The 23,883-nt window shown below is 70.2% G+C and carries 24 protein-coding genes; 8 read left to right on the top strand and 16 right to left on the bottom strand.

Annotated features, from left to right (window positions below; genetic code table 11):
- Positions 1 to 209: 209 nt before the first annotated feature.
- The 6 genes from ACZ7OI_RS28470 to ACZ7OI_RS28445 all read right to left on the bottom strand — a co-directional run bounded on the left by ACZ7OI_RS28470 (position 210) and on the right by ACZ7OI_RS28445 (position 7,503).
- Positions 210 to 809 carry a DUF2567 domain-containing protein gene (locus tag ACZ7OI_RS28470; RefSeq protein WP_470267222.1) on the bottom strand — a complete coding sequence of 200 codons (600 nt, stop codon included), beginning with the start codon at positions 807 to 809 and terminating at the stop codon, positions 210 to 212.
- 572 nt (positions 810 to 1,381) lie between these two features.
- The gene (bioD, locus tag ACZ7OI_RS28465; protein WP_470267221.1) at positions 1,382 to 2,107 is read right to left on the bottom strand and encodes a dethiobiotin synthase; all 726 of its coding nucleotides are present in this window, start codon (positions 2,105 to 2,107) and stop codon (positions 1,382 to 1,384) included.
- Between the two features lie 86 nt (positions 2,108 to 2,193).
- A complete protein-coding gene (locus tag ACZ7OI_RS28460) occupies positions 2,194 to 4,368 on the bottom strand; it encodes a SulP family inorganic anion transporter (protein ID WP_470267220.1) in 2,175 nt (724 codons plus the stop codon).
- Between the two features lie 140 nt (positions 4,369 to 4,508).
- Positions 4,509 to 5,795 (bottom strand): adenosylmethionine--8-amino-7-oxononanoate transaminase, encoded by a 1,287-nt coding sequence (locus tag ACZ7OI_RS28455; protein WP_470267219.1) that lies wholly within the window; start codon positions 5,793 to 5,795, stop codon positions 4,509 to 4,511.
- A 45-nt stretch (positions 5,796 to 5,840) separates the two neighbouring features.
- The gene (locus ACZ7OI_RS28450; protein ID WP_470267218.1) at positions 5,841 to 7,070 is read right to left on the bottom strand and encodes a cytochrome P450 family protein; all 1,230 of its coding nucleotides are present in this window, start codon (positions 7,068 to 7,070) and stop codon (positions 5,841 to 5,843) included.
- Positions 7,071 to 7,095: 25 nt separating this feature from the next.
- Complete coding sequence (locus ACZ7OI_RS28445) at positions 7,096 to 7,503, bottom strand: SRPBCC domain-containing protein (protein WP_470267217.1); 408 nt, start codon at positions 7,501 to 7,503, stop codon at positions 7,096 to 7,098.
- Between the two features lie 53 nt (positions 7,504 to 7,556).
- Between ACZ7OI_RS28445 and ACZ7OI_RS28440 the strand changes: the two genes are divergently transcribed.
- The gene (locus tag ACZ7OI_RS28440; RefSeq protein WP_470267216.1) at positions 7,557 to 8,171 is read left to right on the top strand and encodes a nucleoside/nucleotide kinase family protein; all 615 of its coding nucleotides are present in this window, start codon (positions 7,557 to 7,559) and stop codon (positions 8,169 to 8,171) included.
- Between the two features lie 6 nt (positions 8,172 to 8,177).
- On the opposite strand, the gene ACZ7OI_RS28435 is transcribed toward ACZ7OI_RS28440, so the two are convergent.
- From ACZ7OI_RS28435 to ACZ7OI_RS28410, 6 genes are all read right to left on the bottom strand, one after another.
- The gene (locus ACZ7OI_RS28435) at positions 8,178 to 9,335 is read right to left on the bottom strand and encodes a glycosyltransferase family 4 protein (RefSeq protein ID WP_470267215.1); all 1,158 of its coding nucleotides are present in this window, start codon (positions 9,333 to 9,335) and stop codon (positions 8,178 to 8,180) included.
- Between the two features lie 193 nt (positions 9,336 to 9,528).
- Entirely contained in the window at positions 9,529 to 10,179 is a 651-nt protein-coding gene (locus tag ACZ7OI_RS28430; RefSeq protein ID WP_470267214.1) for an alpha/beta hydrolase, read from the bottom strand.
- A 150-nt stretch (positions 10,180 to 10,329) separates the two neighbouring features.
- Positions 10,330 to 11,391 (bottom strand): C40 family peptidase, encoded by a 1,062-nt coding sequence (locus ACZ7OI_RS28425; RefSeq protein ID WP_470267213.1) that lies wholly within the window; start codon positions 11,389 to 11,391, stop codon positions 10,330 to 10,332.
- Positions 11,392 to 11,819: 428 nt separating this feature from the next.
- Entirely contained in the window at positions 11,820 to 12,041 is a 222-nt protein-coding gene (locus tag ACZ7OI_RS28420; protein WP_037358162.1) for a hypothetical protein, read from the bottom strand.
- A gap of 248 nt (positions 12,042 to 12,289) precedes the next feature.
- Complete coding sequence (locus ACZ7OI_RS28415; RefSeq protein WP_470267212.1) at positions 12,290 to 12,415, bottom strand: hypothetical protein; 126 nt, start codon at positions 12,413 to 12,415, stop codon at positions 12,290 to 12,292.
- Positions 12,416 to 12,646: 231 nt separating this feature from the next.
- Complete coding sequence (locus ACZ7OI_RS28410; RefSeq protein ID WP_470267211.1) at positions 12,647 to 14,044, bottom strand: NYN domain-containing protein; 1,398 nt, start codon at positions 14,042 to 14,044, stop codon at positions 12,647 to 12,649.
- 120 nt (positions 14,045 to 14,164) lie between these two features.
- Between ACZ7OI_RS28410 and ACZ7OI_RS28405 the strand changes: the two genes are divergently transcribed.
- The 4 genes from ACZ7OI_RS28405 to ACZ7OI_RS28390 all read left to right on the top strand — a co-directional run bounded on the left by ACZ7OI_RS28405 (position 14,165) and on the right by ACZ7OI_RS28390 (position 17,417).
- Positions 14,165 to 15,883: a DEDD exonuclease domain-containing protein gene (locus tag ACZ7OI_RS28405; protein WP_470267210.1), complete on the top strand. Its 1,719-nt coding sequence runs from the start codon at positions 14,165 to 14,167 to the stop codon at positions 15,881 to 15,883.
- 273 nt (positions 15,884 to 16,156) lie between these two features.
- Positions 16,157 to 16,441 (top strand): Lrp/AsnC family transcriptional regulator, encoded by a 285-nt coding sequence (locus tag ACZ7OI_RS28400; RefSeq protein WP_009074830.1) that lies wholly within the window; start codon positions 16,157 to 16,159, stop codon positions 16,439 to 16,441.
- Between the two features lie 41 nt (positions 16,442 to 16,482).
- On the top strand, positions 16,483 to 16,935 hold the full coding sequence (locus ACZ7OI_RS28395) for a GNAT family N-acetyltransferase (protein ID WP_470267209.1): 453 nt from the start codon (positions 16,483 to 16,485) through the stop codon (positions 16,933 to 16,935).
- 29 nt (positions 16,936 to 16,964) lie between these two features.
- Positions 16,965 to 17,417, top strand: a complete 453-nt coding sequence (locus ACZ7OI_RS28390) for a GNAT family N-acetyltransferase (RefSeq protein ID WP_470267208.1) — start codon at positions 16,965 to 16,967, stop codon at positions 17,415 to 17,417.
- 96 nt (positions 17,418 to 17,513) lie between these two features.
- On the opposite strand, the gene qcrB is transcribed toward ACZ7OI_RS28390, so the two are convergent.
- From qcrB to ctaE, 4 genes are read right to left on the bottom strand one after another with little or no spacing between them, the layout of a single operon-like run.
- The gene (gene qcrB, locus ACZ7OI_RS28385; RefSeq protein WP_470267207.1) at positions 17,514 to 19,172 is read right to left on the bottom strand and encodes a cytochrome bc1 complex cytochrome b subunit; all 1,659 of its coding nucleotides are present in this window, start codon (positions 19,170 to 19,172) and stop codon (positions 17,514 to 17,516) included.
- A complete protein-coding gene (gene qcrA / locus ACZ7OI_RS28380; RefSeq protein WP_470267206.1) occupies positions 19,169 to 20,320 on the bottom strand; it encodes a cytochrome bc1 complex Rieske iron-sulfur subunit in 1,152 nt (383 codons plus the stop codon). Before qcrA ends, qcrB begins: the two co-directional genes overlap by 4 nt.
- Positions 20,317 to 21,135: a cytochrome bc1 complex diheme cytochrome c subunit gene (gene qcrC, locus ACZ7OI_RS28375; RefSeq protein WP_037809539.1), complete on the bottom strand. Its 819-nt coding sequence runs from the start codon at positions 21,133 to 21,135 to the stop codon at positions 20,317 to 20,319. The genes qcrA and qcrC overlap by 4 nt, the downstream gene beginning before the upstream one ends.
- Positions 21,136 to 21,190: 55 nt before the next feature.
- The gene (ctaE, locus tag ACZ7OI_RS28370) at positions 21,191 to 21,817 is read right to left on the bottom strand and encodes an aa3-type cytochrome oxidase subunit III (RefSeq protein ID WP_344268338.1); all 627 of its coding nucleotides are present in this window, start codon (positions 21,815 to 21,817) and stop codon (positions 21,191 to 21,193) included.
- Between the two features lie 107 nt (positions 21,818 to 21,924).
- On the opposite strand from ctaE, the gene ACZ7OI_RS28365 reads away from it, so the two are divergent.
- The 3 genes from ACZ7OI_RS28365 to trpD all read left to right on the top strand — a co-directional run bounded on the left by ACZ7OI_RS28365 (position 21,925) and on the right by trpD (position 23,874).
- Entirely contained in the window at positions 21,925 to 22,350 is a 426-nt protein-coding gene (locus tag ACZ7OI_RS28365; RefSeq protein ID WP_470267205.1) for a ribonuclease E inhibitor RraB, read from the top strand.
- Positions 22,351 to 22,411: 61 nt separating this feature from the next.
- Positions 22,412 to 22,825 (top strand): hypothetical protein, encoded by a 414-nt coding sequence (locus tag ACZ7OI_RS28360; protein ID WP_116203867.1) that lies wholly within the window; start codon positions 22,412 to 22,414, stop codon positions 22,823 to 22,825.
- Positions 22,826 to 22,830: 5 nt separating this feature from the next.
- Positions 22,831 to 23,874, top strand: coding sequence for an anthranilate phosphoribosyltransferase (trpD, locus tag ACZ7OI_RS28355; protein WP_470267204.1), 1,044 nt, complete (start codon positions 22,831 to 22,833; stop codon positions 23,872 to 23,874).
- Positions 23,875 to 23,883 lie beyond the last annotated feature (9 nt).

Below are 23,883 nucleotides of genomic sequence, written 5' to 3'. Positions count from 1 at the left end.
AGCCACACTCCCCCGCACCCCGATACGAAGCCAAAAATGCGGACGGCGGGTGTTTGTCAAGGCATCTTTCCCGCCTTGACAAACACCCGCCGCCCGTCATCACAATCAGCTTCGGGGTGCCCCAAGCAACACTGAACCAAAAGACCAACCGCCGCCGACAAACAGCCAACCAAAGCCCGACCGCCGCCTACAGCTCGGCGACGAAGGACTCACCCAAGCCGCCGCCCCAGATCCTCCCGCCCATTCCACGCCGTCATCAACGCATAAACCAAACACGTCACCAACGGCGCGGCCAGCACGACCCACCCAGTCTCGATCCGAGGCGCCTGCTCGATCACCGCCCCCAACGCGGGCGGCGCGTCCACCGAATACTTCGAGTTGGCGAACGCAGGCCCCATCTGCGTCCCGAGCCAAGCCGCGACCAACGCCCCGCCGGCCGCCGCCACCAGCACCACCGGCCCGCGCCGCTCCCGCAGGAACCACACCACCAGCCCGATCAGCAACCCCGTCGCCATCGCCAGAAACCCGAACACGGCCAGATCGTCGAACCGATGCCAGCTCTCCAACTCCAACGGCGCAGGCTGACCGTTGGTGCTGATCACCCGCACCCGCTCGGGCGGAGCCAGAAGAGACCACAACCAGCCCATCGGAATCCCCAGCAACGCAGCGGTCGACAGGACGCTCACCGCAGGGAGAAGATCAGCCTTCACCACCACCCGCGGACGCTGCGGCGGAAACAACACCGGCACCGACCAGCCCTCGGCTACCGCTGACGACCGATGAGCCGCCTTTCCCGCGGAATCGACCACCGGGGACTCCCTTCCCTGCGCGTGCGCTCTGCGAGTGTGCGGGACTGAGGGTAACTGGTTGTGCCCAAGACAGCGGTGAACGGCTCGTGGTTTGGGTCAAGCTGGGCGGGTCGCTGCCTCAGTCCAGCCGGGTGCCGACCAGGCCCAGCGTCGCTCAAGCCTGGCAGGAACGGCACGCAGCCTCGGTCCAGATGGGGACCCACCGCACCCAGCCCCACTCAAGCCGGGCAGAAACGGCACGCAGCCCCAGTCCAGCCGGGCACCCAACCAGACCCAGCATCACTCAAGCCGAGCGCAGCCTCAGCCCAGCCAGGTGCCTACCGCACCCGGCAACACTCGAGCCGGGCGGTCACCGCACCAGGCCTTGCCCGGCTGAGGCTTTCGACCCACCACGCGGCTGTGTTTGATTGCCGCGACTTCGTCGCGGCGGAGAAATCGCTTTTATCCGGTTTCTTCCCTCCCGATCCGCTCGGCCCGGGGGGGCCGATCGGATCGCTCAGTCCAGAAACCGGAGCGATTTCTCGGCTCGGGGGCGGGTGAGGGGAAGAGGCCCCCGGGGGAGAGAAGGGGGGTTAGTTCTGGGTGGAGGCGGCGGCGGTGAAGGCTTCTGGGTCGAACTCGCCGCCGAACCACGGGGACAAACCCAAGCGGGACTGGTCAGCGAAGGTTTCGCGATCGGCGGCGCCCAAACCGGCGGGGAGGGCGCCCAGCAGCGGGGCGCCGGCGGCGACTGGCAGGTCTCGGAGGTTTTCCAGGGCGGCCAGGTCCGGCGAGGCTGGCCAGGAGCCGATGATGACGCCCACGACGTTCAGGCCTCGGCGGGTGGCGACTTCGGCGGTCAAAGCAGTCGTGTTGAGCGTGCCCAGACCGGCTTGGGCGACGAGAACCACCGGGGCGCCCAGCGACCACGCGACATCTGCCAGGGTGCTGCCCTGCGGATCGAAGCGGACCAGCAGGCCTCCCGCGCCTTCTACCAGCGTGAGGTCGTGGGTGGTGTCCAGGTCGCTCGCGGCGGCGGCGATTTCGCCGGGGCCGACGGCGGGCAGGCCGGAGCGGCGGGAAGCGGCTTCCGGGGACAGCGGGTCGGGGTAGCGGCGCAGTTCGCGGATCGTCAGGTCCTTGCCCGCCAACCGCACCACCTCGGCGAGGTCGCCTGCCTCCCCGGGGAGCACGCCGGTCTGCGCGGGCTTCAGCACCGCGACGCGTTGTCCCTGCGCGAGGGCCAGCGCCGCGATCGCCGCGGTGGCGACCGTTTTGCCGACGTCGGTCCCGGTTCCGGTCATCACGAGCGTCGTCACGAGCCATCAAGATATTGACGTGCTCCCCGATGTCAACACTCGGGGGTTCCCTCGCGCGCACCGGAGGGCACGCGCGAGGGCCCGAGTCAGCCGGCCGGGGCCGCCGCGGGCGCTCCAGCGGCCACGAACTCGCCCTTCGCCGGATCAGCGAGGTACACCTGTGCCTCGCCGACGTCGAAGTACAGCCCGGTCAGCGCCAGCTCCCCGCGCGCTTCGGCCTCGGCCACCAGCGGGTACTGCCGCAGGTGCGTCAGCTGCTGCAGGACGTTGTGCAACGCCAGCCGGTCCGGTTCTCGCTCCGGCCGGTCCCCGTCGAGGGTCACCGCCCCGGCCCGCTTCCGGCTAGGTTCGGCGTGCACCAGCCAGGTCGCGAGCGCGGTGTCCGCCGGCGGACCGCTGGCCAGCGCGCCCATCGCGCCGCACGAGGAATGCCCGCACACCACGATTTCCCGCACTCCCAGCACCCCGACCGCGAATTCGATCGCCGCGTTGGTCGACGGATCGGCCTGCCCGGGCGGCACCAGGTTGCCGATGTTGCGGATGGTGAACAGGTCGCCCGGACCGGACGTGGTGATCAGGTTCGGCACGATCCGCGAATCGCCGCAGGTGATGAACAGCGTGTGCGGCTGCTGAGCGTGCGCGAGCCCGCTGAGGACGTCCTTCAGCAGCGGCGCGGCCCGGCGCTGGAACTCCGTCGCGCCCCGGTGCGTGCGCTGCCCGGGAACCCGCACGTCCACGGCCTGCCAGGCCGACCACGGAGCCAGCCACCTCGGCATCGCACCCGCCGCCGCGGTGCGCCGGAGCGTCGGGCGGCCTTCCTTGCCCTTGGCGAACCACGGATGCCCGATCTCGTCGACGACCACCGTGCCGCCGGTCCGTTCGTGCGCCTGCTGCCAGGCGGAAAGGCTTTCGAACGCCGCGTGGTCGAGGTAATCGGCGACCAGTTCCAGCGTCACCTTCGACCCCTCCGGGATCGTGCCCAGCACCTTCGTCAGCCGCGGCACCGACAGGAACGTCAGCACGCCTTCGACGATCACGCGCCATTCGCCGCTGTGCTGCTCGGCATGCACGCCCGACCACACGGTGCGGCGCAGCATCAGCAGGACGGCCAGCACAATCCCGGCGAGCACGCCGGTCAGCAGGTCGAACACGACCACCCCGGCGACGGTCACCAGGTAGAGCGGCAGATCGCCGTGTCGCAGCACCTGCCGCAGATGCCCGGGATTCACCAGCTTCGCGCCGACGTGCACGAGCAGCCCGGCCAGCGCGGCCAGCGGAATCGACTTCAGCACCCCGGCGAGCGCGACCACGAACACCAGCACCCACACGCCGTGCAGGATCGCCGACGCCCGCGTGCGCGCCCCGGCCGCGACGTTCGTGGAACTGCGCACGATCACACCGGTCACCGGCAGCCCGCCGAGCGAGCCGGACACCATGTTCGCCGCGCCCTGACCGATCAGCTCGCGGTTCAGGTTGGCGCGCGGGCCGTTCTGCAGTTTGTCGACCGCGACCGCGGACAACAGGCTCTCGACGCTGGCGATCAGCGCGATCGTGACCACCGCGACCGCGACCTGGCCCCATCCGCCGTCCGGCAGCTGCGGCGTGAAGCGGATCTGCAGCAGATCGCCGGACAGTTCGACGCGCGGCAGCGTCATCCCGGCGGCCAGGGACACGAGCGTCGCGACCGCGATCGCCGCCAGCGGACCGGGGATTTTCCTTACCGCAGCGGGGAGTTTGGGCCAGGCGAGGAGGATGGCGAGGGTCAGGACGCCGATCAGCGCGGCGGCGTCGTGGTGGGCGGCGATCTGCGCGGGCAGCCGGGCGATGTTCTCCAGCGCCGAGCTCTGCGCCTTCCCGCCGAACAGCACGTGCAGCTGGCCGAGAACGATCGTGATGCCGATCCCGGCGAGCATCCCGTGCACGATCGCCGGCGAGATGGCCAGCGCGGCCCGCGCGACGCGGCTCAGGCCGAACAGGATCTGCAGCGCGCCGGCGAGGACGGTGATCAGGCAGGTGACCGCCCACCCGAAGGTGGAAATCGTCTCGGCCATCAGCACGGTGAGCCCGGCGGCGGGCCCGCTGACCTGCAGCGGAGAGCCGCCGAGCGCGCCGGCGACCACGCCGCCGACGACGGCGGCGATCAGCCCGGCGACGATCGGCGCGCCGGACGCGAGGGCGATCCCGAGCGAAAGCGGGACCGCGACGAGGAAGACCACGAGCGAGGCGGGCACGTCGTGGCGAAGCACGGCAAGTCGTCTCATGATCACCAGGAAACCGGGATCCTTGTGAAATGTCCGCTATGTCCCACTCTATGGAGTGGATCTTTATCGAATAACCCACGATCGGGTTGCGTCACTCAGCCCGATCCACTACACGGAGCCACGGCTAACCCGAAGTAACCTCAGGCCTTCGCCGCGGCGGCGTGCATCGCCGACGTGATCACCGCCAGGTCGGCGTCGGTGCTGATGTAGGGCGGCATCGCGTAGATCAAATCCCGGAACGGCCGCAGCCACGCGCCTTCAGCCGTCACCACCTCCGTCGCGACACCCATGTCCACCTCGTGATCGAGCTGCAGCACGCCGATCGCGCCCAGCACTCGCACGTCCACGACGTGCGGCAGCTCCCGAGCCGACTCAAGTCCTTGGCGCAGCGAGGTTTCGATCCGGGCGACATCGGCCTGCCATTGGCCTTCAGCCAGCAAACCGAGCGAAGCGTTGGCGACCGCCGAAGCCAGCGGGTTCCCCATGAACGTCGGGCCGTGCGCGAGCACCGGCAGCTCGCCGCGCGTGATCCCGTCGGCGATTTCGGGCGTGCACAACGCGGCGGCCATCGTCAGATACCCCCCGGTGAGTGCCTTGCCGACACACAGCAAGTCGGGCGTCACGCCGGCGTGCTCGGCCGCGAAAAGCCTTCCAGTACGGCCGAATCCGGTCGCGATCTCGTCGAACACCAGCAGCACGTCGTGCTCGCGAGTCAGCTCTCGCAGCGCGCGCAGGTAGCCGGGATGGTGAAACCGCATGCCGCCCGCGCCCTGCACCACCGGTTCCACGATCACCGCGGCCAGTTCGTCCGCGTGCTGCTCGATCGCCTTCGCCAGTTCGTCCACATAGGACTGATCCGCCGGGCTGTCGAAACCGGACGGCGGAGCCGGAACGAAAACCTGCTCCGGCAGCACCCCGCGCCACAGCGAATGCATGCCGCCGTCGGGATCGCAGACGCTCATCGGCGTGAACGTGTCTCCGTGATAGCCGCCGCGCCAGGTCAGCAGCCGGTGTTTTCCGGGCAGGCCGCGGGAACGCTGGTACTGCAAGCACATTTTCACCGCGACCTCGACCGAAACCGAGCCCGAATCGCACAGGAAAACGTGCTCGAGCCCGTCCGGGGTCATCTCGACCAGAGTCTTCGCGAGCGTGATCGCCGGTTCGTGGGTGAGCCCGCCGAACATCACGTGGCTCATCCGCCCGGCCTGCCGCTCCAGCGCCGCGTCGAGCACCGGGTTCCGGTAGCCGTGCACCGCCGCCCACCAGGACGACATGCCGTCGACCAGTTCTCGTCCGTCGGCGAGCTTCAGCCGCACTCCGCTCGCCTCTTCCACGAGCAGCGGCGGCACGCGGCCTGGCATCGGGGCGTAGGGATGCCAGACGTGCGCGGCGTCGAGGGCGAGAAGATCGGCAGCACTGGGTTCCACCCGCCGACCCTAACCGGGCGGCGGGCGGCTCCGCAGTGACAGCCGCTACGCCCCGGTCAGCCGCACCGGCAGCGCCAGCACGCCGTGCACCAGCGAACTCGGCCGGTAGACGATTTTCTCGACCGGCACGGCCAGGCTCAGCTCCGGGAACCGCGCCAGCAGGGAGCCGAGCGCGATCTCCGCCTCCAGCCGGGCCAGCGGCGCGCCGACGCAGTAGTGGATCCCGTGCCCGAAAGCGAGGTGCCCGCCCGGCGCGCGGGTGACGTCGAGCCTGTCCGGGTCGGGGAACTTCTCCGGGTCCCGGTTGGCCGACAGCAGCGAAATCTGCAGGAACTCGTCGGTCGGGATAGTGACGCCGCCCGCCTCGATCTCCTCGACCGTGTAGCGCAGGGTCGCGAAGTTGATCGGCCCGTCGAACCGGAGGAACTCCTCGACCGCACCCGGCATCAGGCTCGGGTCGGCGCGCAGTTTCTCCGCCTGTTCGGGTGCGCGCAGCAACGCGAACGTGGCGTTGGCGATCAGGTTGACCGTGGTCTCGTGCCCGGCGATCAGCAGCAGGAACGCCATCGAGATCAGCTCGTCGCCGTCGAGCGAATCGCCTTCGTCGCTGGCGTGCACGAGGTCCGACAACAGGTCTTCGGCCGGTTCGGTGCGCTTGCTCTCGACCAGCTGCTGCAGGTACTCCTCCATCTCCCGCGCCGCCGCGGCCTGGGACTCCGGGTCCTCGGAGAACGACAGCAGCGTGTGCGACCAGGCAGTGAAGGCGCCGCGGTCCTCGACGCGCACGCCGAGCAGCTCGCAGATGACGGTGATCGGCAACGGCTCGGCGAACGCCTGCACCAGGTCGACCTGCTCGTGCCGCGCCATCTCGTCCAGCAGCGAATCGGCGATCTCCTGGATCCGCGGCCGCAACCGGGCGACGGTGCGGGCGGTGAACGCCTTGTTCACCAGCTTACGCAGCCGGGTGTGGACCGGCGGGTCGCTGTTGAGCATGTGCCGGGTGAGCAGGTTGCCGAAGTCCGGCCCCTCGACCTCCTGGCCGACCTTCGCCGCGAACACCCGCTGCACGTCCGTGCTGTCCTTGCTGACCCGAGGATCGTTGAGCAGCTCGCGCGCCTGCTCGTATCCGCCGACCAGGTAGGACGGGATTCCGCGGCGGGCGGTCATCGGGCACACCGGGCCGGATTCGCGCCGCTGCGCGAGCCATTCGTGCGGGTTTTGCCAGAATTCCTCGCCCGCGAAAGGGATTTCCTCGGTTTGTTCGTCGACGCTCACTGCTGGAACCCCCTGGGCAGTTCGGTCAGCGTTCGGCCAATGCCGCCTCGACGCGCTCGACCACTTGTTTCCAATATGCCCGCTGCTCGGCCTTCTCCGCCACGTCCGCCAGCCGCTCCTGGCGGATCTTCAGCGTGCTGCGCTTGCCGAGATCCGCGACCTCGAGCTCCAGCAAGGAATCGTGGTCCCAGTCCGTCGGACGCCAGGTGAGCCGCAGGCGGTCGTCGGAATAGCTGCGGATTTCGCCGGTCGTGCCGTGTTCGGTCTCGTATCCGGCCCCGCGTTCGCGCGGCAGTTCGACGCCGGGACCGAGCCAGATCTCCACCCCGTCCCCCACCAAGAACTCCCACACCCGGCTGCCCGGGTACGGCATCGTGCGGGAAACGGCTGTCTCCCAACCACTCCGCCGGTTCTTGCCCTCCTCGTTGGCCATGCCGCCATCATGGCATCGGGGACCGACGGAAACCGGTGCGGGATCATGCGATCGTGCGCTACCGCCCCATCTCCCCCGACGCCCTCGCCGCCGAGCTGACCGAGCGCGTCGACGCGCTTACCCACCGCCGACGAATCGCGGTCGCGATCGACGGAGCGGCCGGAACGGGCCCGCTCGCCGAGGCGTTGACCGGCCCGTTGAAGCTGCTCGGCCGAGCCGCGCTGCACGTCCCCGCCGCCGGATTTTTGCGACCAGCGTCACTCCGTTTCGAGCACGGGAAACAAAATCCGGACGCGCGGTATACCGATTGGCTGGATTTGGGCGGTCTGCGCCGGGAAGTCCTGGACCCGCTCGCCGACGACGGCAGCGGCGAAGTGCTGCCCGCGCTGTGGGACGCCGAACGCGACCGCGCGACCAGGCTGCCGCGCGTCCCGGTCCCGGACCGCGGCGTCGTCGTGGTCGACGGCGAATTCTTGCTCGGCGCGGGATTGGCGTTCGATTTCGTGGTGCATTTGTGGCTTTCGCCGGGTGCGCTCCGCCGTCGCGTAACCGACGAATGGGCGCTTCCGGCCTACGAACGCTACGAGAACGAAGTAGACCCGAGCGCGCTCGCGGACGTCGTAGTCCGCGTGGACGACCCGCGCCACCCAGCGATCTACGAACCCTGATCCGGGTCAGCGCACCGCCGCCACCGGATCGCCGTCCAGGAGCGTCGAGAGGCGCTTCGCCATCGTGTCCCAGCGCCAGTTCTCAGCGACCCACGAACGGCCCGCCTCGCCCATCCTGCGGGCCCGGACGGGGTCGGACAGCAGCGCCGCCAGAGTCTCCGCGAGCTGTCCCGGGTCTCGGCCGTCGACCACGTGGCCGGTCACCTCGTCCAGCACCGCCTCCGGCGCCCCGCCGGACGTGCCGGCGACCACCGGCAGCCCGGTCGCGGACGCCTCCAGGTAGACGATGCCGAGACCCTCCACATCGAGCCCCTTGCCGCGGGTGCGGGCAGGCATCGCGAAGACGTCGCCCGCGTTGTAGTGCGCGGGCAGTTCCTCCCAGGGCACCGAGCCGGTGAAGACGACGTCGTCGGCCACTCCGAGCGCCGCGGCGAACTGGGTGAGGTGCTTGCGGTAGGGCCCGCCGCCGACGAGCAGCAACGCCGCGTCGGGCACTCGCTGGCGGATCGAGGGCAGCACGGCGATCAGCATGTCCTGGCCCTTGCGCGGAACCATCCGCGAAACGCACACGATGGTAGGCCGGTCGCCGAGACCGTGCCGGGCGCGGATTTCCTCCCGGCCGGTCGGATCAGGCGCGAAAACGGTGGTGTCGACGCCGCTCGGCAACATTTCCAGCCCAGCGTGCCGACCGAACGCCGCAGCGAACCGATTGCGCGTGTACTTGCTGACGTAGGTGACCACGTCGACGGTTTCGCCGATGCGCCGCAACGCCTGCCGCGAGCCCGGAAGCATCGACCAGCCGACCTCGTGCCCGTGCGTGGACGCGACGATCCGGCGCGCGCCGGCCCGCCGCAGCGGGTGGCCCAGCAGCGCGAGCGGGGCGGCCGCGCCGAACCAGACGGCTTCGCAGTCGCGAGCGCGCATGATCTGCTTCGCGCGGCGCAGGACGTCGGGGGTGGGCAGCATCAGCGACGTCGGATGCCGCACGACTTCGAACGGCGCGGCCGCGTCGAACTCGACGTGCGAACCGCTGCTGCGTTCCCAGGAGGGTGCGTAAACGACGAGGTCGTCCGCGGGCAGCCGGGTGGCCAGCGAATTGAGGTAGTTCTGGATGCCCCCGGGGCGCGGCGGGAAGTCGTTCGTCACGAGCAGGGTCCTCAGCACCCCCGCAGGCTACCGACGGGCGGTTTCGCGGGAGCGGCCCGGTGAAGCGAGAACGTCTTGCCGTGCGCTTGCCGACCTGCGACACCGGCGGGGAATGCGGTGACCGACCACGTAATGCGTGCGAGGCGGCCTGCTGGTCGGATGCTCGGTCATCGCGACGACAAGCTACTACGCGGGCGGCACCCCGACTTCTTCATTGACCGAACGCCCACGCCACCATCAGCGGGAACTCTTCGCGCCAAAACGCGCCGCCATGCGATCCGGACCTCTCGTTCAAGACGACGTCCGCCCCGGCGTCGCGCATCGCGTCCGCCCACCGGGTGGCGTTCTGAAGGAAGAACGGTTCTTGCGTCCCGGCAACGAGGTACGCGCGCGGAAGCGAACCCGGCAGGTCGGCAGGCGGTCGATAACCCCCTCCGGGCGAGGCGCACAGAACCGCGCCGTAGACGTCCGGATGCCGGAGTCCCATAGCCAGCGCCAGCTCTCCACCGGCCGAGACACCGCACACCGCGGTTCGCTCGGCGGGTAGCCCCACTCCGAATCGCCATCGCGCCCAGCGGTCGACGTCCTCGCAGAAAAACCTCTCGTGCGCCGAGAATCGCTGCGGGTCGAAGCCCGGTGAGTATTCGTGCAGCCGCAGGGTTTCCTCAGCCGCGCGATGGACGCCGACGATCATCGTGGACGGCACGTCCACGGCCTCGAGGTCACTGCCCCACTGTGTGACCAGCTCGCCGTCACCGGCGAACACGATCGCCTCAGGCCGATCCGCCGGGACATAGACCGTGACTTGGCGACCGCCGTCGTATTCGAAAGTCTCGGTCACCAGCTCGCCCGCGAGCGCCATCGTCGGCTCCTCCGGGTCAGCAGTGCCGTCGGCCAGGTCTGAAGCTAGCGGATTTCCTCGTTGCCGGGTCATGGTCGGCCGCGACCCGCGAACGACACCGGGGCGGCACCGCGTCGTGCGGTACCGCCCCGGTGAGGCGAGAACGTCCGGTCAGGCGACCCGGCGCGCGCCCACGTACTGGCTCTGCAGCGGCGAGATCTTGACGACGTCGCCGGTGGTCGGCGCGTGCACCATCATCCCGTTGCCGATGTACATGCCCACGTGCGAAACCGGCGAGTAGTAGAACACCAGGTCGCCGGGCTGCAGCTGGCTGCGCGGCACCGGCGTGCCGGTCTGGCTCTGCGCCTGGCTCGAACGCGGCAGCGAGACGCCCGCCTGCTTGTAGGCCCACAGCATGAGGCCAGAGCAGTCGTACGAACCCGGCCCGGTGGCACCCCACTCGTAGGGCTTGCCCCGTTGGCTCAGCGCGGCCTGAACGGCGGCCGCCGCGGCCGGGCCGGCGTTCGCGAGGTCCACCGAGATGTCGCCGCCGGTGTCCTTCTGCGCGTTCCGGTCCGCAGCGCTCAGCCCCGCCGTGGTCTTCTTCAGCTCGGCGACCTGGTCGTCGAGCGTCTTCTTCTTGGCCGTGATGTCTTCGGTCAGCTTCGCGGCCGCGTCGCGCGCCGCGGTGGCCCGCTGCGCGGCGTCGGCTGCCAGCTTCTCGGCGGCCTTGGCCTGGTCGACCGCGCCCTGGAGCTTCTCGAGCGCAGTGGCCTTCTGCGACGCGATCTGGTCCAGCGCCGCCGAACGGTCGAGGAACTCCTGCGTCGACGTGCCCGCCAGCAGCGCGGACAGCTTGTTCATCTGCACGCCGGACAGGAACGACGCGTTCGCGAACTTGTCGACGTCGACCTTGTACTTCTTCTCGTTCTCGGCGGCCTGCGCGGCGAGGTTGTGGGCGTTGCCCACGTCTCCGTTGGCCTTGTCGAGGTCGCCCTGCCGCGCGGACAGGTCGTCTTTTGCTTTGAGGAGGTCCTCGTTCGCCTTCTCCGCCTGCGCCGCGAGGTCGCGGTACTTGGCGAGAGCGTCCGAACCGGAGTCCGGCGGGGCCTGGAGGACGGGGAGGGGGGAAGCGGCTGCGGTGCCCGCTGGCTGCGCCGCGGTGACGATTGCGATCACCGAGGCGGCCGCGAGGGCGCCTGACACCACGCGCTTGACTGGATGCGACTGCACGGCCGCGCGGGTCTCCTTTGCTCGTCGGGCCGCCGTGGCCGGAACCCCGGCGCGGAAGAGGTCGGGGGCCCTCTTCGCGCACGCTGTCCGTCCGCGTTCCGGCCGTCGTGATCCACAACAGCTTTTCCGCGCACGGTGGTTGGTTCCGGTCCTGACTCCCCGACAAAGCCGAACCGGCGGCGATCCCGCGTCGCCGTCGTCTGACGACTGCCTGGCGCGAGATCTCGGCCAGGTTACGAAAAGACCGTCGGCGCGTCCACCGGGCCCCCCGTAAAAACTCTCCGTAGTCCGCTGAAACACCATCGGACCAGCACGGCAGCTCAATGTGACTTAGGCCACACTCTACGGCTGCGCAAACGGCCCTCTCCGTTACTTACCGTTTACCGCACCCAGGCGACCGCTCGGCGAGCCAGTGTCACCCACTGGTGTCACGCCGACCTACTGTCGGTCTCCGGAACCAGGCGCAGCCGCGGCACCATCCCCGCCTCGGCGAGCGCGTCGACAGCTCGCCGTTCGTCCGCGTCCCAGACGAGGCCGACCGGCGGCCCGAGCAGCACGCTGACCACGCAATCGGCACACGCCGCCCCGCGCACCGCACACCGGTCGCAATCGACGACGAACGTGTCGATGTCCTCGACCGCGACGTCCACCGCACCGGCCGGCCGCCGCTCTTCCTGGTGGGAGGTACTGGGTTTCGCCCGCTTCGCGCTTCGCGACGCGCCCGGGTGCCGCCGCGATGAGGGCCGCCGACTGGCAGCTTCCGCACGTTCGCCTTCGCTTGACGAATCCGCGGCCTCCGCGCTCCCGGCGGAATCAGCCGAAACGCCGTTTTCCCGGCGCGCCTCCAGATCCCGGTCTCGCGCCTGCGCCGTGGCCGGATTCACCCCAGTGGCAAGACTCACCACCGAACCCACCCCGCCTGGGTGACCGCCCCGGTCCGGCGGCCGAGACCGCACACCCACGCCGCCATCGGCACCACCGACCGGATGATCCGACGGCCAAGACCGCTCAGCGGCACCGCCATCGGCACCACCGACCAGATCCCCCGGACCCGCCGCAAAGCGAACTTCCCCGCTGCCCCCGGCCGAGTCCCCCGCACGCATGCCGGAACCGGCCCCGAACCGCTCCTGCTCGTTCTCGCCCATCGCCGTGCCTCCGCACCTCGCGAGGCCCCGGACCGGTTCCGGGAATCGCCTCGGGAACAAACGGTAGGAAGCACCACCGACAATTTCCGGGGCCCGGACGTCGGGCAGGCTCAGACTCGACCCAATCGGCTGACGAGCACCGCCGACGGAGCGGGGTGCGCACCGGCCGCGCGGACCGAATCCGCGACCGCCCGGTCGGACGTCGCGACGACCATCGGACGGCCCTTCGGCTCGGCCGCGACCAGTGACCGGATCACGTCGTCGGCGAGCACGCCACGCTCGGAGAACAGCACTCGCACCCCGCGCGGCACCGCGGCGGGCACTGACAGCACGCCGGCCCCGTCGAACACCACCGTGACCTCCGCCGAGGTGCGCGCCGCCAGCGCCGAGAGCTGATGCACCAGCCGGTCTCGCTGATCGGCCAGCGCCAGCTCCGGATAACCCGTTTTGGTGACGTTGTAGCCGTCCACGATGAGATGGACGTTCGGCAGCGCCAGATGCCGGTCGAGTGCCGTGACGTCCTGGATCCGCCCGCCAGGGCCGAGCCCGGACCGTGCGCCGCTCACCATGTCCGCGGGGCGCGCGCCGCGGTCGCCCAAAGCGAGTTCGCGACGCAAGCCGTGCACGGCGCCGTCGATCGTGTCCACCAGCAACGCCAGCCGGACTTCGTCGGCCTCCCGGGCTTCGCGCGCCGATTGCCGGGCCATCTCGGCGTCCGCGACCGCCCGTTCGGCACGGGCGCGTTCGGAAGCGACCCGGCGGCGTTCCCGGTCGAGCTGCACGTTCAGCGTCTCGATCTCGCGTTCCCGCGTCGCGCCCCCGTCGGCCAGTTCGGTTCGCGCCGCCTCGGCAGCGTCCTTGGCCTGCCGCAGCAGCACGCCCTGCTCACGCAGCCGGCGCAGCAGCTTCTCGACCTCGGCCTCGCGTTCGCCGCGCGCGCTCTCGACCGCTCCGCGCGCCTCTTCCAGCTCGGCCCGCAGCTCGGCGATTTCGACTTCCAGACGTTGATTCCGCGCCAGCGCCGCGTCCCGCTCAGCGCGCAACGCCGTTTCCTCGGCGTTCTTCGCGACCAGCCGCACGCGTCCGGCCGCACCGGATTCACCGAGCAGCACCGCGGCGGCAGCGGCCGCGACGGAGTCCGAAACGTTCGGGTCCAGCGCGTCGGTCCGGTGCTCGCGCAGCCACTCCAAGACCGCCGTACGGAACTGCGCGGAATCCCCCAACGCGGTCAGCAGCGCGGTGCCGCCGAGCTTGGCGCGCTTGGCCGGGGCGAACTTCGCGACCGGCCGCAGCTGCCTCGGCACGTCCGCGACCGGCAGTTTCGCCACCGCGGCCGCGGCCAGTTCGGCGATGCGCTCGCGCACCGCCTCCGGCAGGCTCGTCCACGACGACGGTTCCGGACACGTCCCCGCTTCCGGGGCCTCGGCGTCCTCCCCCGCCCGCGCCGGAACCGCCGAGGGGCCGACGGCCTCCGCGGCTTCCTCCGGTTCGACGGGCTGGGGGTGCATTGGTCCAGGGTAGGCCCCGCCGCCGGATCCCGCGCCGCACCGGCCCGTTCCGCTGGTCACCATCGGGCCACGGGCGGCGCGCGCGAAGATTGTCGGTGGTCGGCCCTACTGTGCGCGATCATGGAGACCCGACCGAGGCCGGACCAGGTTCAGCTGGCGTTCGACGAGCTCGGCACCCCGCTGCGGGACACCACGTTCGTCGTGTTCGACCTCGAAACCACCGGCACCAAGCCCGGCCCGGACGGGATCACCGAGATCGGCGCGGTCAAGGTCCGCGCCGGACAGGTGCTGGGCGAGTTCGCGACGCTGGTCAACCCGGGCACGCCGATCCCGCCGCAGATCGTCGAGCTGACCGGGATCACGCAGGCGATGGTCTACGACGCGCCGCGGATCGAACGCGTGCTGCCCGCGTTCCTGGAATTCATCGCGGGCGCGGTGCTGGTCGCGCACAACTCCGGCTTCGACACCAGCTTCATGAAGGCGGCCTGCGACGGGCACGGCTACGTCTGGCCGCGCCCCACCGTCGTCTGCACAGTGAAGCTCGCGCGCCGCGTCATCCCGCGCGAAGAAGCACGCAGCTACCGGTTGTCGTCGCTGTCGATGCTTCTCGGCGCGCGCACCCGGCCGACGCACCGTGCGCTCGACGACGCCCGCGCCACCACCGACGTCCTGCACGCGCTGCTGGAGCGCGTCGGCAACGTCGGCGTCCACACTGTCGAGGAGCTGATCGACTACCTCCCAGACGTCACGCCTGCCCAGCGGCGCAAGCGAAACCTCGCCGCCGACCTCCCGTCGCGGCCCGGCGTGTACCTCTTCAAAGGACCGCGCGACGAAGTGCTGTACGTCGGCACCGCGCGCGACCTGAGACGGCGCGTGCGGACTTATTTCACCGGTTCCGAGAGCCGGGGCCGGATCCGGGAAATGGTCGCGCTGGCGGAGCGGGTGGACGCCATCGAGTGCGCGCATTCCCTCGAAGCCGAGATCCGCGAACTGCGGTTGATCGCCGCGCACCGGCCGGCGTACAACCGGCGCTCGAAAAACCCGCACCACGGCTGGTGGATCAGTCTCACCGACGAGGCTTTTCCGCGGCTTTCCGTGGTGCGCCTGCCGCGCGCGGGCACGCTCGGGCCTTTCCGCAGCCAGGCCGACGCGCGCACCGCGGCCGAAACCCTCGCCGACGCCTCCGGCCTGCGCACCTGCACGCAGCGCATCTCGGCCACCTCCGCGTCCGGCACGCCGTGTGTTCTGGCGGAGCTCGGCCGTTGCGGAGCGCCGTGCGCGGGAAGGCAGACGGTCGCCGACTACTCCCCCGCAGTCGAAGCCGCCCGCGGACTCATCGCCGGTCACGACGGCCGTCCGCTGCATCTGGCCGCGGCGAGGCTGGAGGAGATGGCGGAGCGAAGGCACTACGAACAGGCCGCCCGGCACCGCGACGAACTGGCCGGGCTGGTCCGCGCCGTCGGCCGCGCGCACCGGCAGGCCGCGCTCGCGTCGGTCGCGGAACTCATCGCCGCCGCGCCGGACGGCAACGGCGGCTGGGAGCTGTCCGTCATCCGCTACGGCAGGCTCGCCTCCGCCGGGGTCGCGCGCCGTGGCGTCCCGCCGATGCCGGTGGTCGAATCCCTGGTCGCCGCAGGGGAAACCGTGCTTCCCGGCGACGGGCCGTTGCGCGGCGCGCCCGGAGAAGAGGTCGGAATCCTGCTGCGCTGGCTCGCCCGGCCCGGAACCCGGCTCGTCCGCACCACGCGACCGTGGGCCGAACCAGCCGCCGTCGCGGGCTGGCAAGCCTGGCTCGCCCGCGTCGCCGACGCCCGGTCCCTCGAACACGTCGCGGGCTGAGACGCCTCGCTGCGGCGCGCGACCCGGTGGGTCGAATTCCTCGTCGCCGCAGCAGAAACCGTGCCCCTCGGGGGGTCCCGGTACAGAGCCCAGGTGAGAAAGGCACCCCTGCTGGGACCGAACCAGCCGCCGTCGCCAACTGGCAAGCCTGACTCGCAAGCGCCCGTTCCCCCGACCACCTCGCAGGCTGACCGCCCCGCTGCGGCGTGCGCGGGCTCGTTCCCGGCTACGATCGCGCTCGAGGAATTACCGCGAGCAAGTGGGAGGAACGCTGTGATCACGGCGATCGTGCTGATCAACGTAGAGGCCGAGGAGATCCCGCAGGCCGCGCAGGCGATCGCGGACCTCGACCAGGTGTCCGAGGTCTACTCGTGCGCCGGGGACGTCGACCTCATCGCCACCGTGCGCGTGCAGGCCCACGAGGACCTCGCCGACCTGATCCCCGGCCGCATCGGCAAGGTCCGCGGCGTGCTCGACACCGTCACCCACATCGCGTTCCGGTCCTACTCGCGCGCCGACACCGACTCCGCGTTCGAGATCGGCGTCGAAGGCGCCTGACCCGCCGGGAATTGTCGTACCCCCGGGCTAACGTCCGGGGCGTGACGACACCGCGGTTGGCCGAGGTCACCAGCGACAACGTGGGCGCGGCCTGCGCTCTGTCGGTGGCGCCCCACCAGGAGCAGTACGTGGCCCCGGTCGCCCGTTCGCTGGCGGAGGCCTACACCCAGCCGGACGTTGCCTGGCCGAGGCTGGTCTACGCCGGAGACGACCTCGTCGGCTTCGTCATGGCCGCCTTCGATCCGCACTGTCCGATCGACTACTTCCGCTGCGGCATCTGGCGGCTGAACATCGCCGCCCAGCACCAAAAGAAGGGCTACGGCCAGTTCGCCGTCGAAGCGGTCCTGGCCGAAGCTCGCCGCCGCGGAGCCGAATCGGCGACGGTGCTCTGGGTGCCGGGCGAGCACAGCCCGGAGCCGTTCTATCTGCGGCTGGGTTTCGAGCCCACCGGCCAGATCCACGAGGGCGAGGTCGTCGCCCGCATCCGGCTCTGAAGCCAGCGGGCCGCGCTACCTTAGTTCCCATGACGACCCCGCGTCTGGTCGAACTCACGGTCGACAACGTGGACGATGCCTGCGACCTCAAAGTGGCGAAGCGCCAGCGGGATTACGTAACCTCCGTCGCCCGCTCGCTCGCCGAGGCCTACGTCCAGCCCGACATCGCCTGGCCGAGGCTGATCTACGCCGGAAAGAAGCCCGTCGGCTTCGTGATGGCGGCCTTCGACCCGGAAAATCCGATCCACTACTACCGCAGCTACCTCTGGCGGCTGAACATCGCCGCCAAACACCAGAAAAAGGGCTACGGCCGGTTCGCCGTCGAAGCGGTGCTGGCCGAAGCGCGCCGCCGCGACGCCGAATCGGTCACGGTCATGTGGGTGCCGGGCAAGCACAGCCCCGGCCCCTTCTACCGGCTGCTGGGCTTCCGGCCGACCGGCGAAATCGACGACGACGAAATAGTCGCCCGCATCCGGCTCTGACCCGCAGCACCCCAGCACCCCCAGCGCCCACAACGCCCCAGCACAGCAGAAGGCCCCTTCCTCGCTGTGAGGAAGGGGCCTTCCGAGCTAGCGGACTCAGTGCCCGGAACCGACCTCGGTCGACTCCTCGGACCCTTCGGCCTGCGCCTTGCCGTTCCCGTGGCCGTTGCCCCGAGCGCGGTCGAGCGCCTTCGTCTCCTCCGCCGGGTCCGGCGTCCAGATCGAACCCGGGACGGCGTGGCCCGCGGTGCCGAGCTTGTTCATCTTCTTCGGCACCGCCGCGCCCTGGTACTCGAGCGGGACGGCGTGGCCGTGGCTGTCCGTGCCGGCCAGCGGCTGGTGGATCTCGATGAACTCGCCGTGCGGCAGCCGCTTGATGATGCCGGTCTCCACGCCGTGCTCCAGCACCTCACGGTCGGACCGCTGCAGGCCGAGGCAGATCCGGTAGGTGAAGAAGTACGCCAGCGGCGGCACGATCAGCACGCCGATGCGCCCGGCCCACGTCGTCGCGTTCAGCGAGATGTCGAACTGGTCGGCGATGACGTCGTTGAAGCCGGACAGCTCGAGCATCGCGAAGAACCCGAGCGCCATCATGCCCAGCGAGGTGCGGACCGGTGCGTCGCGCGGGCGCTGGAGCAGGTTGTGGTGCGCGGTGTCCTTCGACAGCTTGCGTTCCAGGAACGGATACCCGAGCAGCAGCGCGAACAGGATCGGCATCCCGAGCCCGCCGGCGAAGAACACCGCCGGGACCGTGTAATTGCCCAGGTAAAGCTCCCAGGCCGGCCAGATCCGGAGAATGCCGTCCGCCCAGGCCATGTAGAAGTCCGGTTGGGACCCCGCGGACACCATCGACGGGTTGTACGGCCCGAAGTTCCACACCGGGTTGATCTGGAACAGGCCGGACATCAGCGCCAGCACACCCACGACCAGCGTGAAGAACGCGCCGCCCTTGAGGGCGAAGTACGGCATGATCCGCACGCCGACGACGTTCGTCTCCTTGCGCCGCACGCCCGGGAACTGGGTGTGCTTCTGGTACCAGACCAGCGCGAGGTGCGCGCCGATCAGCGCCAGCATGATGCCCGGGATCAGCAGGATGTGCAGCGTGTAGAGCCGCGGGATGATCTGGTCGCCGGGGAACTCCCCGCCGAACAGCGCCCAGTGGATCCAGGTGCCGATCACCGGCACCGACAGCACGATGCCGGACAGGGTCGCGCGGATACCGGTGCCGGACAGCAGGTCGTCCGGGAGCGAGTAGCCGAAGAAGCCCTCGAACATGCCCAGGATCAGCAGCAGGCCGCCGATGACCCAGTTCGCTTCGCGGGGCTTGCGGAACGCGCCGGTGAAGAAGATCCGGAGCATGTGCACCATCATCGACGCGACGAAGATCAGCGCCGCCCAGTGGTGCAGCTGCCGCACGAACAGGCCGCCGCGCACGTCGAACGAGAGGTCCAGCGTGGTGCGGAACGCCTGGGACATTTGCATGCCCTGCATGTTCGTGAAGCTGCCGTGGTACGTGACCTCCTGCATGGAGGGGTCGAAGAACAGCGTCAGGTACACCCCGGACAGCAGGATGACGATGAAGCTGTACAGGGCGATCTCGCCCAACAGGAAGGACCAGTGGGTCGGGAACACCTTGTTCATCTGGTGCCGCAGGCCCTTGGCCAGCTTGTACCGCTGGTCCGCGTTGTCCGCGGCCTCGCCCAGGTGCTTCTGGAGTGCGCTCGTGCCCTTGGTCGGCGTGGTGAGTGAACTCATGACTTACGCTCCCAGAAGGCCGGTCCGATGGCCTCGTTGAAGTCGCCCTTCGCGATCAAGTATCCCTCTTCGTCAACCGTGATCGGAAGCTGGGCCAGCGGACGGGTCGCCGGGCCGAAGATCGGCTTCGCGTAGTGCAGGGCGTCGAACTGCGACTGGTGGCACGGGCAGAGGATGCGGTTCGTGCGCTGCTCGTACAGGGAGGTCGGGCAGCCGACGTGGCTGCAGATCTTCGTGTACGCGTAGTAGTCGCCGAAGTTGTAGTCCTCCTGGCCCTTGCGCTTGACCACGCGCGCGGCGTCGGTCGGGCGCAGGCGGATGAGCATGACCGGGTTGTCGACCCGCATCAGCGCCGCGGCCAGGGCCTTCTCGTCGCCCTTCTCCGATTCGCGGTACGGGAAGACGGTCTCCATCGCGCCCGCGTCGAGGTCCTCGGCCTTGACCAGCGCGACGCCTTCCTTGACGTCCGCCTCGAGGTTGCCCGTGTTGCGGCGCAGGTAGACCTTCTCGCCCTTGAAGTTCGGCAGCCAGCCGGTGTGCCAGAGGCCGTCCTTGTTCTCGGTGTCCTTCCACGGGTCCTTGATGAAGGACGCGATCGGAAGGGCCGCCACCGCGAGGCCGAGCGCGCCCGCGCCCGCGCCGGCGGTGCGCTTGATCAGCGACCGGCGGGCGATGCCGTTGCGGGTCCCGGCGTCGGCGAGGTGGGCCAGGATGGTGGCCCGGTCGACCTCCGCGGACGGGCCGTCGCTGCGCTGCTGCACCGAGACCTCGTGCGGGACGAACTTCTTGGTGTAGAGGATCACGCCGATGCCGAGCGCCAGCACCGCGAGGCCGAGCGTGACGCCCAGCGCCGGGGTGTAGAGGCTGTAGGTCGCGTGGCCGCTCGGGTCGCTCGGGTCCTTGTACTCCCACCACTTCGGCCAGGCCATCACGACCACGAACGCCAGCCCGGCGAGCGCGGACAGGGCGAACCAGAACGCGACGAGGCGCTGCGCGCGCCGCTCCGCGCGGGTTCCCTCGACCGGCCAGGGCTCCGGGTACTCGACGATTTCGACGCCGTCCAGCTGACCGCCGAGCTTCAGCAGCTCGTCGCGGTCCATCTCAGCCAGCTCCGCCTCCGAGGGCGGCTTGGGCCCTTCGGCACTCATGCCTTCGATCCAATCCACAGCGTAATGCCGACGAGCGCGGCGATTCCGACGACGAAGGCGATGACGCCTTCGGAGGCGGGGCCGACCCCGCCGAGACCGTTGCCGCCCGGGTCGTTGTTGCCGTCGGACACCGACTTGACGTAGGCGATGATGTCCTTCTTCTCTTCCGCGCTGAGCTGGCGGTCGGAGAACTTCGGCATGTTCTGCGGCCCGGTGAGCATCGCGTCGTAGATCTGCTCCTCGGTGGCCGGGTCGAGCGGCGGCGCGTACTTGCCCGCCGACAGCGCGCCCCCGCGGCCGGTGAAGTTGTGGCACGAGGCGCAGTTGAGCCGGAACAGCTCGCCGCCGCGCGCCGGGTCGTTGCCGCGCAGCGCCTCGCCGCGCTCCTCCGGACGCTGCGCGCCGCCGCCGTGCGCCTGCACGTAGGCGCCGACCGCGTCGATCTCGCTCGGGGTCAGCTTCGGCGGCTTGCGGGCGATCTGCGCCTCCTGGCGCGCCGCGGGCATCCGGCCGGAGGAAGTCTGGAAGTAGACGGCCGCGTCGCCGATGCCGATGAGGCTCGGACCGCGGTCCTTGACGCCCTCGAGGTTCGCGCCGTGGCATTCGATGCAGGTGTTGTTGTAGACCTGCTCGCCCTGGCGCAGCAGCGCCGGGTCGCCCTGCGCCTGCGCGGTCTGCGGTTCCGGGGCGAAGACGGCGTACAGGGCGCCGGCCCCCACCAGGGCGACGCCGAGTGCGAGCACGCCCGCGAGGCGCCTGCGCATCTTCGAGCGCGCGCGGAACCGGCGCTCCGAGGATTTGGTGCTGGTGGTCATCTTGCGGCAACCCTTGCTGTCAGTTCAGGCCGTTTTGTGGTGGGCGGTGCGGAGATCAGGGAAGGATGTAGATCACCGCGAAGAGGCCGACCCACACGATGTCGACGAAGTGCCAGTAGTACGACACGACGATCGCCGAGGTGGCCTGCGCCGGAGTGAACTTGCTGAGCTTCGTGCGGATCAGCAGGAACACGAAGGCGATGAGCCCGCCGATCACGTGCAGGCCGTGGAAACCGGTCGCGAGGTAGAACACCGTTCCGAACGGGCCGGACGGGATCGTCAGCCCCTCCTCGACGAGGTTGTGGTACTCGTTCGCCTGCCCGGCCACGAAGATCGCGCCCATGATCAGCGTCACGATGTACCAGCGCCGCAGCCCGTAGACGTCGCCCCGCTCCGCGGCGAACACGCCGAACTGGCAGGTCAGCGACGACAGCACGAGGATCACCGTGAACGGGATCGCGTACGCGACGTTGAGGTGGAACTCCTCGCCGTGCAACGGCGGCGGCCAGGACGCCCCGGCCGGGTTCTGCGCCTTGACGGTGAAGAACATGGCGAACAGTCCGGCGAAGAACATCAGTTCGCTGGACAGCCACACGACGGTGCCGACACTGACCATGTTCGGCCGGTTCAGCGAGTGGACCCGCTGGCTGATGGTGGGAGCTGCCGTTGTCACGGATCGCATTATGTCCTCTCGCGACCGCACCCCGCCCGCCGGGTCTGCGGCGGGTCGTGGGAGCTTCGCGTCACACCCGCGCGCGAGAGGCGGACCAGCACCGGAAGGAGCTACTCGTGAGTTGGCTGGAGAAGCTCCGTGACCTGGTGAGAAAGCCGGAAAACGCGGTTCTCGACCCGGACGCGCCGGGTTTGCGGGTCGTCGTTTCGGCGTTCGATCCGGCCGTCGCGGACTCCGCGGTGCTCGCCGATTCACCCGGCTGGGCAAGCGAAGCGCCCGCGGTGCTCGTGCATCACCTGGTCCTTCCGGAGGACCGGATCGCCGAGGCGGCGGCGATTCTCGCCCAGGACGGCTACGACCTGCGCGAGCAGAGCCGCGACGGCGACCGGGTGCTGGCGCACGCGCGGCGGGTGCAGGTGCTCGACGCCCTGCACTGCGCGCAGGAACGGTCCCGGATGGCCGGGCTGGCGCAGCGGCTCGGCGGCGACGCGCCGGGCTGGGAGGCGCGGCAACCGGGTGACTCGCCTACCGCGTCCGCGTGAGATGCGTCTCGGCGGATACGATCGCGGCTGTTCCACCCGTGACGAGACGGAGGCGTGCTCAATGAGCGAGCAGTCCCAGCGGATCCTGGTGTTCAGCCACAAGGCCGAGGTCCGCGAGGCGATCATGAACGCCGTCGGCAGGCGCCCGGCGGCCGACCTCGGCCGCGTCGAGTGGGTCGAGGCGTCCGGCATCGCCGACGTGCTCGCCGAAATGGACGCGGGCTCGGTCGACCTCGCGATCCTCGACGGCGAGGCCCAGCCGACCGGCGGCATCGGCCTGACCCGCCAGCTCAAGCACGAGATCGACGACTGCCCGCCGATCGTGGTGGCCGTCCGCCGCCGCGACGACCGATGGCTCGCCACCTGGGCGCTCGCCGACGCCGTGCTGGTGCATCCGCTCGATCCGCTGACCGCGGCGGAGACCGTCGCCGGCGTGCTGCGCGCCGGGCGGGTCCCCGCCGTCAACGGCGGCTGAGCCCGGTGGGCGCCACCCCGCACACCTGGCCCGCGCTGCTCACCCGGCTCATCGCGGGCGAGGACCTGTCCGCGGAGGACACGGCGTGGGCGATGGACCAGATCATGTCCGGCAGTGCCGGGCAGGCGCAGATCGGCGGCTTCGCGGTCGCGCTGCGCGCCAAGGGCGAAACGCCCGCGGAGATCTCCGGCATGGCCGACGCGATGCTGGCGCACGCCCGGCGGATCACGCTGAGCCGTCCCGCGGTGGACATCGTCGGCACCGGCGGCGACCGGTCGAACTCGGTGAACATCTCCACGATGGCGACGATCGTCACGGCGGCGGCGGGCGCGCCGGTGGCCAAGCACGGCAACCGGAGCGCGTCGTCGAAGTCCGGCGCGGCCGACGTGCTGGAAACCCTCGGCGTGAAGATCGACCTGCCGCCCGAGGCGGTGCTCTCCTCGCTCGAGGAGATCGGCATCGGGTTCTGCTTCGCGCCGGCGTTCCACCCGGCGTTCCGGCACACCGGCCCGCCGCGGCGAGAACTGGGCGTGCCGACCACGTTCAACCTGCTGGGCCCGCTGACCAACCCGGCGCAGCCGCAAAGCGCGCTGATCGGCTGCGCCTACGCGGACAAAACCCGTGCCCTGGCGGAAATCTTCGCCGAGCGCGGGATGTCGGTGCTGGTGGCCCGCGGCGACGACGGGCTGGACGAGATCACCACCACGACGACGACGTCGGTCCTGGTGGTCTCCGGCGGCACGGTGACCGAACGCACCTTCGACCCGCAGTCGCTCGACATCCCGCGCGCCACGGCCGAAGACCTGCGCGGCGGCGACGCGGCAGCGAACGCTGAGGTCGTCCGGGAACTGGTCAGCGGCAAGACCGGTCCGGTGCGCGACGCGGTGGTGCTGAACGCCGCTGCCGCGCTGGCCGCCTTCGCGGGCTTCTCTGATTCGCTCGAGGACGATCTGGCCGCCGGGCTCGACCGAGCACGCCAGGCCATCGACAGCGGTGCGGCAGCGACTCTGCTGGATCGCTGGATCACGTTCTCCTCGACCGGCCGCTGATCTCGGCGC

The organism is Amycolatopsis sp. NPDC114503, assembly GCF_055633655.1.
Note: the sequence above shows the minus strand (reverse complement) of the source record. Positions and strands in the feature narration are given on the sequence as shown.

Coding starts and splice junctions, on each gene's coding strand:
- qcrC (WP_037809539.1), bottom strand. CDS start 21,135: ATGACCACCAGCACCAAATCCTCGGAGCGCCGGTTCCGCGCGCGCTCG.
- ACZ7OI_RS28415 (WP_470267212.1), bottom strand. CDS start 12,415: ATGGCGGTGCCGCTGAGCGGTCTTGGCCGTCGGATCATCCGGTCGGTG.
- ACZ7OI_RS28410 (WP_470267211.1), bottom strand. CDS start 14,044: ATGCACCCCCAGCCCGTCGAACCGGAGGAAGCCGCGGAGGCCGTCGGC.
- ctaE (WP_344268338.1), bottom strand. CDS start 21,817: ATGCGATCCGTGACAACGGCAGCTCCCACCATCAGCCAGCGGGTCCAC.
- ACZ7OI_RS28430 (WP_470267214.1), bottom strand. CDS start 10,179: ATGGCGCTCGCGGGCGAGCTGGTGACCGAGACTTTCGAATACGACGGC.
- ACZ7OI_RS28445 (WP_470267217.1), bottom strand. CDS start 7,503: ATGGCCAACGAGGAGGGCAAGAACCGGCGGAGTGGTTGGGAGACAGCC.
- ACZ7OI_RS28460 (WP_470267220.1), bottom strand. CDS start 4,368: ATGAGACGACTTGCCGTGCTTCGCCACGACGTGCCCGCCTCGCTCGTG.
- qcrB (WP_470267207.1), bottom strand. CDS start 19,172: ATGAGTTCACTCACCACGCCGACCAAGGGCACGAGCGCACTCCAGAAG.
- qcrA (WP_470267206.1), bottom strand. CDS start 20,320: ATGAGTGCCGAAGGGCCCAAGCCGCCCTCGGAGGCGGAGCTGGCTGAG.
- ACZ7OI_RS28390 (WP_470267208.1), top strand. CDS start 16,965: ATGACGACCCCGCGTCTGGTCGAACTCACGGTCGACAACGTGGACGAT.
- ACZ7OI_RS28360 (WP_116203867.1), top strand. CDS start 22,412: ATGAGCGAGCAGTCCCAGCGGATCCTGGTGTTCAGCCACAAGGCCGAG.
- ACZ7OI_RS28405 (WP_470267210.1), top strand. CDS start 14,165: ATGGAGACCCGACCGAGGCCGGACCAGGTTCAGCTGGCGTTCGACGAG.